The organism is Paenibacillus endoradicis, assembly GCF_024721975.1.
In genome coordinates, this window is record NZ_JANQBB010000010.1 from 78,681 (window position 1) to 91,276 (window position 12,596).

At 37.8% G+C, this 12,596-nt stretch carries 6 protein-coding genes; all 6 read left to right on the top strand.

Annotated elements, in window-relative coordinates; all coding sequences use genetic code 11:
* The first annotated feature begins 95 nt into the window (after positions 1–95).
* The 6 genes from NV377_RS24420 to NV377_RS24445 all read left to right on the top strand — a co-directional run bounded on the left by NV377_RS24420 (position 96) and on the right by NV377_RS24445 (position 12,557).
* Positions 96–2,543, top strand: coding sequence for a hypothetical protein (locus NV377_RS24420; RefSeq protein WP_258203441.1), 2,448 nt, complete (start codon positions 96–98; stop codon positions 2,541–2,543).
* A gap of 70 nt (positions 2,544–2,613) precedes the next feature.
* Positions 2,614–3,090, top strand: coding sequence for a hypothetical protein (locus tag NV377_RS24425; protein ID WP_258203442.1), 477 nt, complete (start codon positions 2,614–2,616; stop codon positions 3,088–3,090).
* A gap of 175 nt (positions 3,091–3,265) precedes the next feature.
* Complete coding sequence (locus tag NV377_RS24430; RefSeq protein ID WP_258203443.1) at positions 3,266–3,526, top strand: alpha/beta-type small acid-soluble spore protein; 261 nt, start codon at positions 3,266–3,268, stop codon at positions 3,524–3,526.
* Between the two features lie 167 nt (positions 3,527–3,693).
* On the top strand, positions 3,694–4,896 hold the full coding sequence (gene metK, locus NV377_RS24435) for a methionine adenosyltransferase (RefSeq protein ID WP_258203444.1): 1,203 nt from the start codon (positions 3,694–3,696) through the stop codon (positions 4,894–4,896).
* A 294-nt stretch (positions 4,897–5,190) separates the two neighbouring features.
* Positions 5,191–9,606 (top strand): Ig-like domain-containing protein, encoded by a 4,416-nt coding sequence (locus NV377_RS24440; RefSeq protein ID WP_258203445.1) that lies wholly within the window; start codon positions 5,191–5,193, stop codon positions 9,604–9,606.
* Between the two features lie 263 nt (positions 9,607–9,869).
* The gene (locus NV377_RS24445) at positions 9,870–12,557 is read left to right on the top strand and encodes a stalk domain-containing protein (RefSeq protein WP_258203446.1); all 2,688 of its coding nucleotides are present in this window, start codon (positions 9,870–9,872) and stop codon (positions 12,555–12,557) included.
* The last annotated feature ends 39 nt before the right edge of the window (positions 12,558–12,596 follow it).

Sequence of the window (12,596 nt, forward strand, 5' to 3'; positions counted from 1 at the left end):
AAACTGCTAAGTCTTCGGACTTAGCAGTTTTTTTATTTTAAACGCAACTTTTCTACACGTTTCTTCGTTTAACTATTAGAAGAGGAGGGGTATCGTTGTTAAGGAACAATAGCTCATATTACAAAGTGATTATTATTGCGTTATCCTTATGTTTACTGCTGCCAGGTTCATTCTTAGGTGGACAACAAGCTGCGGAAGCGGCTACATCAGTAAATTTAAGTTCAGGCGTTACTGTATCATTGTATGATGCTCAGCTTGTAAAGGATGAATCAGGTAAACTTGCAACTTATACATTAATTATCGAGAACAAATCCAGTACAAGTGTACAACTAATTGATTACTGGGCAAAGATTAAAGGAAGTAATAACAAAGCTTATGTCACGAAATTAATTACAGAGGATAAAGCGAAAAAAGTAGTTATTCCCAATTCGACAACTTATCTAACATATTATGCATATGTTGATGAAAAGGAACAACTAACTGACCTAAAAATTGATATGATCAGATGGGACTTTGGAGTAAACAATTATGAAAGTGTAGTTGGACAAATCAAATCTGCTAATGATGGTGTAACCGCTTATAAAAAAGCAGAAGAAACAAATATTAACAAATCATTACTGAATATGTTACTCGGTACATACAAAATGTACTCTGATGAGAAGTATAGCTATATTAATGTGGAGTTAAGTATGCGTAACAAAGGTAATTCTACAGTTGATATGAAAGCAGTTGGCTATTACTTGTCTGATGGAAAAGGTGCATTGATTCCATTAGTTTCATCAGTTACAGAACCAATACTGAAGCCACAAGAACGTAAAAGCATACTACTTACTGCTACGGTAGCGAAGAACTTTGCCAAAGATAATGCTTCAATTGTAGTTATGTACAAGGATGAAGAAGGTGGAATGAATCTTCCACGTATCACGTTCGCATTACCAGCATTGAAAGATACTATAGCTACGAAAGCGAATACTGCTACATCATATCAAGTGAATGGAAGCGAAATTGCTGTAACCGTTAAAGATAGTAAATTAAGCTATGTAGAAGGTAAAGCATTCCTTGATACTGTTATTACGCTTGAGAACAAAAGTTCAACTAAGCTTAATATGCCTACTTTTGAATATTATATTAAAACACAACAAGGTTATTTATATCCATTATTATTACCAGAAGATAAGGCAGTTAACCTTCTTCCTAAAATTGTGCAACAACTTGATCTTCATGGTGAGATCCCAACAAATGTTGACTTGACGAAGAGCCAATTTGTTGTTTTCCTACGTAATGCAGATAATACGAGCAGTAATTTCCTAGGTAATTTTAAAATTTCTGTTGGAACTAGTAGCGAACCAACAAAACCTGCATCTAATAGTGTTACCTATGAGAAGAATTTAGTAGAACAGGTTTCTCTGCAACGTGTTCCTAATGGTATGAATGATCTATTAATAGCTGAATTCAAAATTACTAACAAAGGAACAAAATCTCAAGCTCAACTTGCCTTGAATGGACAGTTCCAGATTGATGGGGTTAAACTTTCTGAAGAGTCTACAAAACTCGTTAACTTAGATCGCTTACTTGCTGTAGCTCCTAATCAAAGCTATCGTATTATTACTTATACAGAAATTCCATATAGTCAATCTGCAAAAGATATTATGTTTAGTATGACTGAGAAATCAACGACAGGTGCTAAGAGCATTCATACATTCAAAGTATCTTCTATGACTAGTGCGAAGCTTCTTGGTACTAATGAAAGCTACAAAATTGATACTGCTGGTGGCCGTGGTGAGGTTACTGTAGTAAACTCTAAAATTTATAATGGTACGCAAACAGATATGTTCTTTGCACAGCTAGAATACGAGAACAAAGAGCAACGTACTGCAATACCTTCTAAACTAAAAGGTTACATCGAAAACAGTAAAGAAGATATTGTTGAACTTAATGTGAAAAACTATGAATCTAAAATTCTTCCAAACGGGAAAGCTGTATTAAACGTGTGGGCAATTATTCCGAAAAATTACGAAAGTCAGAAACTGAATATCTATATCGGTGAATCGATAGAGACTTCAGATGAATTGACAAACGTAATGATTAATCCGGCATACACACAGTATGTTTACAAAGAAGACAAACCAGCGACGTCGTTGAAGGAATTAGAATTTATGCAATATGATGTTTCCTTATACAACATCTATGCACAATTAGATAGCTCTGATGGCGGTTCAGCTGATACAATCAAACTAAACTTTGATTATGATCTTAAGTTACGTGATGGTGCTCCTGCATATAGTGATGCTCAAAGCATTGTTATCGAGTATGTTGATCCAGAAGTATCAACAGTTAAATTCTCGAAAAGCTTCGCTATTGGAGATGGTGCGGAAGGTTCTCTACAGGTAGGTACTCGTAGAAACATGGAATTTAGCTATACGAACCCGGTAATCCAAGCGTTAGCGCTTAGCAATTACAAACTAAACGTCTATGTACAATATCAAAATCACAAAAAATTGATTGCTACAGATGAGTTCCTTTTCGGAAACTTAGAACAGTAATCTAGCAATTCCTCTCTTAATCTAGTATCTTATAAGTAGAGTATTTACGAGAGAGGAGTGGAATTACAAGATGAGTAAATTGAAATGGATAGGTGCATCAGCAATTCTTGCTGTCGGTATTATTAGCGGTTCGCTAATTGGTAATGCGTTATCGGTTGGTACTAGCTCTGTGACTCCTGGTACTGTAAGTGATCCAGTAGTAACTAAGAGTTATGTAGACGAACAGATCGCTAAGCTATCTGGAGGCGGCTCCACAGGTGGCGGTACGGCAACAGCTACATTAGAAGTTGTCACTGTTCCTGCAGATCGCATACTGATGGTTAATGCAGGCAGTGAAATCGTTATTCGTACTGGTAAAGCTGTTGCTTACAGCTCTGATAGTAACGGGATATCTGATGTAACAGCTGGTGCCGACATTAAGAGTGGTGTAGCTGTTCCAGCGAATCATGAAATATGGTTTCCACGTGACGGACGAGGTATTCAAGCAGCACCAGGCACTACAGGCTCGCTGACGGTCCTTGTTAAAGGTTCTTATTACTTGGAATAATCATATACAATTATCCGAAAATCCTTATCTTACATACTGTAAGATAAGGATTTTCTTGTATTATTCAGGCAATAAAGCAGAATAAGGAATAGTTAGAAATGATTCATCAGTGTAGCTATTGGCTAATCACGACATAATACGAAGGTAATTATTCTTATTATATGGAGGGTTTTCAATGGCAAAGCGTAATTGTGTCGTTCCAGAATGTAAGGCAGCATTGAACGCAATGAAGTATGAGATAGCAGCAGAACTAGGCGTAGTAGGTGCGGCAAGTAATGATTTTAACTCAGAATTCGCGGATGAACTTGGTGGAGCATCATCAAGTGAAGGTTCAATCAATTGGTCAACAATGTCGACAAGAAACGTGGGATATATTGGTGGTTCCATTACGAAAAGACTCATTCAACAAGCTGAGCAAGTACTCGGACAACGCTAGTGTGTGCCTTCTAGGCATTTGCTTGGATTGACACAAACACTAATATTCTGTATTATTTTATCTTAGAAGTGTTGTATTACAACCTTTTCCTATGGGAAAAGGTTCATTTTTTGTTTGTAATGTACATTCTTATATATTTATGTTTAGCATATGGGAGGTTGATACGGATGTCGGTAAAAGGACGCCATTTATTTACATCAGAATCAGTAACAGAAGGTCATCCAGATAAAATCTGTGACCAAATCTCTGATGCGGTTCTCGATGCATTTTTGGAAGCTGATCCTAATGCGCGTGTTGCATGTGAAGTTGCTGTTGCTACTGGATTAGTACTTGTTATTGGGGAAATTAGTAGTAAAGCAGATTTTATTGATATTTCATCAATTGCACGTCGTACGATTAAAGAAATTGGTTACACTCGTGCGAAGTATGGTTTTGACTCCGCGACAAGTGCAGTATTGGTCTCTCTTAATGAGCAGTCTGCTGATATCGCACAAGGGGTTAATGCTGCTCTTGAGTCTCGTGATGGTAAAGACATTAAACAAGAGAATGAAGATATTGGTGCAGGTGACCAAGGTCTAATGTTTGGTTTTGCAACGAATGAAACTCCGGAGCTTATGCCACTACCTATCGCATTATCACACCGTATCGCTCGTCGTTTGGCTGAAGTGCGTAAAAATGGTATGTTGGACTATCTTCGCCCAGACGGTAAAACTCAAGTTACCATTGAGTACGAAGATGGTAAGCCTTTGCGTGTAGATACAATCGTTGTTTCTACGCAACATGCTGAAGAAGTAACACTTGAGACAATTCAAGCTGATATTATGGAACATGTTATCAAACCAGTAGTAGCTCCAGAATGGCTTGACGCAGAAACCAAATACTTCATTAATCCAACTGGCCGTTTCGTAATCGGTGGACCACAAGGCGATGCTGGTCTTACAGGTCGTAAGATTATCGTTGATACTTATGGTGGTTACGCTCGTCATGGCGGTGGAGCATTCTCTGGTAAGGATCCTACGAAAGTAGACCGTTCAGCAGCATATGCAGCTCGTTATGTAGCGAAAAACATCGTGGCAGCAGGTCTTGCCGAAAAATGCGAAATTCAATTAGCTTATGCCATTGGTGTTGCTCAACCAGTATCTATTAATGTTGATACTTATGGTACGGGTAATGTTGCAGAAGACAAACTAGTTGAAGTTATTCGCAAAAACTTTGATCTTCGCCCCGCGGGCATTATCAAAATGCTTGATCTTCGTCGCCCAATCTATTCACAAACAGCTGCTTATGGTCACTTTGGCCGTACGGATATTGATTTACCTTGGGAACGTGTTGATAAAGCGGATCTATTGCGCACAGATGCATTAGCATAATTGTTAACATTCAAATAATGAAGAGCATGTTTCTTTAGCTATCCATTATTATTAGCATTTACAATGTCATCTAAACAAGATATTTGATGCTTGAAAAGCCTCGTTAGAAACTTTTCAAATATTTTCTAATAAAGAAACTTTTAAACCATAGTTTACGTCTATATAGATGTAAATTATGGTTTTTTCTGTTTAGGTAAAAAGAATCAAATAAGCTTTCTTGTGAGGAGTCTCTTCATTTTGGTCTCGTGAAAGCCGACAAATACTATACGAATGTATTATTGAGGAGTGAATGGAATGCAGGCGAGAAAAAAACTTTCAATGTTAGTTGCAATCATGTTGTTATTACAATTATTTTTGCCTATATGGAGCGACATGTATACAGTTAAAGCAGCTGTAACAGGACCGCAAATCGTTAGCTTAAGCCCAGCTAACGGTACTAGTAATGTGCCCACTAGTGGAAAATTCATCGTGACTTTTGATGAGAATATTAAATTTAATGATCAAACTAAAAAAATTGGCATTTATACAACTTCGACGAACACGTTGTATCAAGAATATGCGATGAGTAATTCAAGAGTAACCATATCAAAAAATGTATTAACACTTGATGCGCGTAATCTTTCGTTACCATTGAATACAGATTACTATATTCTTATGGAGGCTGGCGCGGTAGCGAATGAATCGAATGGTGCACTTTTTAATGGGATTACTAATCCAGCAACTTGGAGTTTCCGAACAATTGAAACAGTAGATAACTCTAGACCAACGATTCTTTCTGTAACATCGGGTTTATGTGGGGCAACAGGAACATGCTCAACAACGGTACCTATAACTACGACGCTTCAATTCGTATTTGATAAGGCGGTTTATGTATCTGAAGGAAATATTGAGCTTACTAGTACTACAGATAATCGTTCTATTCCAGTAAGTTCTAGCGAGGTGCAAGGAAGCGGTTCTAACGTCATTACGATAACACCATCTCAAGTGCTGAAGCCATCAACTACATATAAGCTGACGATTTCTGGCAGTAATATTGTTGATGCATCAGGTAACGGATATGTAGGTGGTTCTTGGAGAGTGGTGACAGCGGCAAGTCCAATTCAGTTAATATCAACTACACCTACAGCAGGAGCTTCTAGTGTAGTCATTGGGAGTAATATAGAATTAACATTTGATCAAAGCGTAGAAGGTTCTCTTAATAAATATATCAGAATTCGTAAAGTAAGTAATAATGAGATTGTCTATGAAAGAGCGACTAAACATTCTAGTGTAACGTACTCAAATAATAATAAAACGGTAACGATTAAGCCGGGAAGTGCCCTTGAGAAAAATACGAGCTATTATGTAACGATTGATTCTGGAGCATTTGCACAAGTGGGCAACCCGTCTGCAATTTTCTATGGTATCCATAGTGCAACAGATTGGATGTTCTCAACAGATTTTGGTACAGATAACATCAAACCTACGATTAAAACCTATTCACCAACAATTGGTAACACAAATGTAGGTGTGAAGGAAAAGATCGTGCTAACATTTAGTGAGATTGTTATTCCTAATAGTGGTACGATTGAAATTCGCGAATACAATTCAGATGCATTGTATCGTTCCATCCCTGTGACATCAGATCGTGTTTCAGGTGGTGGCAGTACTGTTATAACAATTGATCCCCATGCTCAGAAGACAGGGGAATCTGCAAAAAGTTTCTCGGTTGCCACGAGATATTATGTGAAAATTACTAATAATGCTTTTAGCGATGTTGCAGGTAATACGTACGTAGGTACTACCCAGAAGACATATAACTTCCAAGTGGCTGCAAGCGCATCTGCACCACAAATTGCTACCATTTCACCAGCAAATCTTTCAACAACGGTCGCTACCACTGCAAAATTTAAAGCGACGTTCGATAAGTCAATTCTAATTGACGAGCGAAACTATAATGTAACCATCTACTCATTGGCGGTGAATGGTACAGCGATTAATGCGACACTGGAAGTAGATCCTACTAATGCCAAAGGTGTTATTATTACACCGAATTCTACTTTACTTGCCAATACAGATTATTATATTAATATATCCGATATGTCCATCATGGACGTGAATGGTAATTATTATGCTGGTATTCAAAATCAGTATCAGTGGAAAATTAAAACATTAGGTGGAGATATTACTCCGCCAACAATAGTTAAGGCAGAAGTTAGTGGTAACACAATTCGTGTTGTATACAATGAATTACTTAATGAAGAGTTAAAGCCGTCTATAGCAAGCTTTTACGCAACTGCAAATGATAAAGCGAAAAATATAAGCAGTGTTACTATCGAGGGTAATGTTGTATTTATTAAATTAGTAAGCAGTGTATCGACTTCTGAGAAAGTAGCACTGTCTTATACGAAACCGAATAGTGGTTTAATTCAAGATTTATCAGGAAACCAAGCGGCTAGTTTTTCAGGAGTAAACGTAACGAGCGGTTTTACTGAAAATAAACCGACGGTGAAAAGTAGCAGTTATTCCGGTTCTACTGTCACGCTTAACTTCACCGAAACACTCAATAGTATTAACAGACTGGCATATACACAATTTACTGTGAGTGTTAATGGCACATTAAAAACGATTAGTAGTATGACTCAATCAGGTAGTAATCTTACAATTACTTTGAATCAATCGATTCCAGCGAAAGCAAATATCGTTGTAAGTTATGTATCTGGGTTCTACCCGATTACTGGAACAACTGATGCGTCAGTAGCTAATTTCAGCCATGTAGTAGGTACAACATCGAATTCTGGTTCAGGTGGTACTAATACTTCTGGAGCACCTACTATTCAATACATTACATTAAGTGGAAATCAGCTTTTCTTGAAGTATGATGAAGCGATAAAGACTACGTCCAAACCAGGTGCATATCAGTATGCCGTACTTGTGAACGGTAAAGTGTCAACAGTGACGGCTGTAACGATCAATAATGATACGATTGTGCTTACGTTGGCTTCAAAACCAACAGACTCACTTCCAATTACAGTATCATATTACGGAACATCATCTACATTATTAGATAATGATTACAATGCAGCAGCATCATTTACTTCTATGGCTGTAACAGATGGAAGTGATATTGAAGAAGGATCAACGGTAACCGTTCAAGGAGCAGTATTGAAAGGCAATGTATTAACATTGAATTTCTCCGGAAACCTTGATACGACTTCTGTACCAGCTACAGATCAATTTCAAGTTCGAGTTTCTAATAATACGAGAGTGATTAGTAGCGTTAATATTAGTGGCTCACAAGTCATATTAAAACTATCAACTACTGTGAATGTAGGTGAGGTTGCAACAGTTACTTACTTTAGTCAAAGTAGTATGTTGCAAAGCAAAAATGGGATCGCAGTAAGCGGATTTTCGAATATGGCTGTAGCCAACCAAACGACAGTACTAGATGCCCTTTCAGATGATTATGCTTCTGCTCCAAATGGCGTTCTGTTGAAAACATCTGCAAGCTCAACAAGTAACGTTACTTCTCCAGGTGGATCTAGCGTAACGAATTATACAATTACAACAGACAAATTTGTAACAGCAATAACTACTCTTGCAGCAGCAGAAATGAAAACTGGTAACATTGTGTTCGAAGTTCCTACATCGCAAAATGCTGCCATAGTTTCTTATTCTATTGCTGCATTACAAGCTGCTGCAAAAATTGGAAACTACACACTTGTCGTAAATTACGGTGATCTAACTTACTCTGTTCCATTGAGTGCGATTGATCTATCGAAAGCTGCTAGTCAATCAGGCGGTAACTCTGTTTCTAACTATTTACGTATTGCTTTTGAAGAAGGAAGTACATCTGCAACGTCATCACTAGAGACTGCTATTAATCGCAGTGGGGCAACGATTGTCCAAGGACCATTCGCATACGAATTGACTGTAGTCAACGGATCTACTTCTGAGAAGGCAGTGATCACAGGTAATATTTCACGTACAGCGAAATCTTCAGACAGTATAACGTATAGCAATACAACAGCTGTATATTATGATGAAGGTATTTCTGCAATCTCAGCAGCACCGACAACATTTACTAACAGCAATGGATTAACAACAATTACGTTCAAACGTCCAGGTAATAGTGCGTACGCGATTGTGAAAAGTAATAAGACATTTAGTGATACATCATCACATTGGGCTCATAATGAAATAACAATTATGGCGCGTAAATTTATAGTAGAAGGCCATTCAACTACAAACTTTAATCCAAAATCAAACATTACACGTGGTGAATTTGCTACGTATATTGTGAAGGGACTTGGATTAAGTGCGAATAAGGCTGCTGCTAAACAATTCAAAGATGTTAACAGTGATACGGTTATGGGTGGATATATTGGTGCTGCTGTAGCGGCAGGAATTGTATCTGGTGTATCTAATACATCATTCGAGCCTAATAGTTACATTACCAGACAGGATATGGCGTTGATGATGGTTCGTGCAGCTAGCTACGCGGGACTATCAACGAAACTGTCAAGTTCTGCAGATTCAATCTTGAATGGTTATAGCGATAAATCACAATTAAGCTCATATGCGAAGACAGGTGTCGCTACGGCGATCAACCTAGGCATTATAAGTGGAACAACTACGACGAAACTATCACCAAAACAAAATGCAACTCGTGCTGAGGGAACGCTTATGATTATGCGTCTCTTGAAAAAGACTGATTTACTACAATATTAGTTAATGTTGATCGACCACTACTTTGCATTTGGCAAGGTAGTGGTCTTTTTGGTGCTTGGAATTGATAAGCGGAACAAAATAAAAAAACTTTAATGCATCTAGTGAGTCATCTAGGATAAATCATCTATACATATGTGTGTATCGAATCTAGTAAATCTACTATTTTCTCTCTATTTGAAAAAACTTACCAGTGAATGAAACTTTCTATTATCTCTTGTAGTCTAATATAATAGACAGATGGGAATAGGAGAGTAGATTACAAGATGCGTAGATACACAATTAAACAATTATTTACTAAGAAAAAGGCTATTATGATTATGCTAACTGGTGCATTAGTAATAACACCAATACAGCAGATTTTACCGTTTGGAAGCAATCATTATATGAATATCGCAGATGCCGCAACTAATTCTAGTAGTTTAGTAGCAATAGGTGAAAATATTATTTCTTCAGGCGTTGTACGTAAAGAATATACGTTCAAAACAACAAGAAGCTCCAAAGCTGTATCAACGGGCGTTCATGTTTTGGAGATTGATCTTAGTAACCCCTATATTTCATTGCAGGCACTGAGTGGAACGGAAGGACAAGTAGGTAAGCGAACAACTGTTATGGATATGTCTAAAAACACTGGAGCAATTGCTGCTATCAATGGTGATGTATTCGTAATGAAGAATGAAGGTGCTTCACTAGGTTCTCAAATCGTAAAAGGATCATTAGTTGTAAGCCCATCATTATTAAAAGGTATGTATGCGTTTGGCGTAACAACAGACAAGAAGCCATCTATTGATATGTACACATTTGAAGGTAATGTTACATCAAGCACGGGTCAAAGTTTTGCATTATCTGGAATTAACCAGTCTACATATTCTTCTGATGTTACAGGTGAAGCATATAGTCATTCGAACAAGTTATATATTTATACTAGTGCATGGGGTGGAGCGCAGCGTCCTATTAACTCAGGCACAACACCAACGGAAGTATTAGTAGTCGATAATGTGGTCAAAGAAATTGTTCAAAATGGTAGCATTACGTCAACTATTCCGAGTAATGGTTATGTTTTACGCGGGCACAAGGACGCAGCGCAATTTTTAGTAACGAATATGACAGTTGGCTCGACGGTTGAGGCTAACTATAATCTAGTATCACAGACAACGAAGCAGAAGGTAGATCCTGCTAAGTTTGAGATGATGGTAAGTGGACATACTTTGCTCGTTGAGAATGGAAAAGCATCAAGCTTCTCTCGTGATATTACAGGTGTAAGTGGTAGTTCATATACTTCTCGCACCGCAATCGGTTACTCTGCCGATGGGAAAAAAGTATATATGGTGACTTCTGAGAAATCAGGCTCTAATTCTGGGCTGAGTTTGAAGGAACTACAAACCGTATTAGTTTCGCTTGGCGTGAACAAAGCTGTTAATTTGGATGGCGGCGGATCTACGACAATGGTAGAACGTAAGCTAGGATACTCGAGTCTGTCACTCGCTCATGCGACGCAAGAAAGCTCATTGCGCAGTGTAGCTAATGGTATTGGAGTATTTACAAGTGCTCCTAAAGGTTCATTGAACGGTCTTATTGTCACAGGTGGTAATTCTATCTTAATAGGTCAGTCTATTAACTTTAGTGCACTAGGCTATGACAATTACTATAATCCAATTAGTGCCGATGTAAGTTGGTCCAGTCTTAACAGCAAAGGAAGCTTCTCTGGTAATACATTCACCGCAACATCTGCTGGAACGGTATCGGTTAAAGCAACTTCAGGTAGCGTTTCTGCATTGAAAGAGTTGCAAGTTGTAGGCGGCGATCAGATTAAATCGTTAGTAGCTTCTGGTGGAGTAGGAACATTATCTGCAGGAGCATCATTACCTGTAACGCTTAAGGCTACGCTGAAAAACGGTGATACTCATCAAGTTGATGGAAACTATTTGAAATGGGATTTTGTTGGATTTAGTGGTACATTTAAGGATGGCACTATTACTGTGAAATCGGTAAATGCCAATACGAAAACGGGTTATGCCATTGCGTCCTACGATGGATTTACGACAATGATTCCATTTAGTAATGAACAATCGGTTAGCACGGTCGAGAATTTTAATGCGGTTGGCTATTCTATTACGAATCAAGTGCTACCTGTAGATGTAACGAAAGGTAGTGCAAAGCTAGTAGCAGGTTCTACTTCTGATAGTGCAGATAAAGCATTGCAAATTAGTTATGACTTTACTGCTGGAACAGGAACAAAAGCCTCTTATGCAAAACTTGGCGAAGCGGGTAGAACACTTTCCTCTAATCTGACGGCATTAGCATTCGATGTGAATGGTGATGGAAGCAATAACTGGCTTCGTGCAGAGATTATTGATAGCAGCGGGCAATTACATTATGTTGATATTGCGAAAAGTGTTAATTGGACAGGCTGGAAAAACATAAAAGTTAATGTAGATACAAGTGCAATGAAGGGTTCTATTAAATTAAGAAGAATATATATGATATCGCTAGATTCCTCGAAAGCTGGACTAGCAACTTCTGGTCAAATTGCAGTAGATAACATTATGCAGTATACAAAAACTGCAAATTCATCAGAAAACTCTAATACTGTTGTGAAATTGTTTATTGATAAAAAACAAGCAACGGTTAACGGTAAATCAACGCTACTTGATGTAGCGCCAATTTTGAAAGGTGATTACACTTATTTACCATTACGATTTGTTACAGAACAATTAGGTGCAACGTTGCAATATGATAACAAAACTAAAGTAGTGAAGGTATTTAACGGATCCACGATGCTTCAGATGACACTAGGTAAGAAAGAGTATGTGCTGAATGGAGTTCGTTATGAATCTGACGTCGCACCATTTGAAACGAATGGACGTACATTAATTCCGGTAAGATTGTTCTCTGAGAAACTAGGCTATAAAGTAACTTATAATCATACTGAGCGTAGCGTAACTATACAGTAAAAGTATGGATGTTAGCACAATTATGATATGATAGTACAA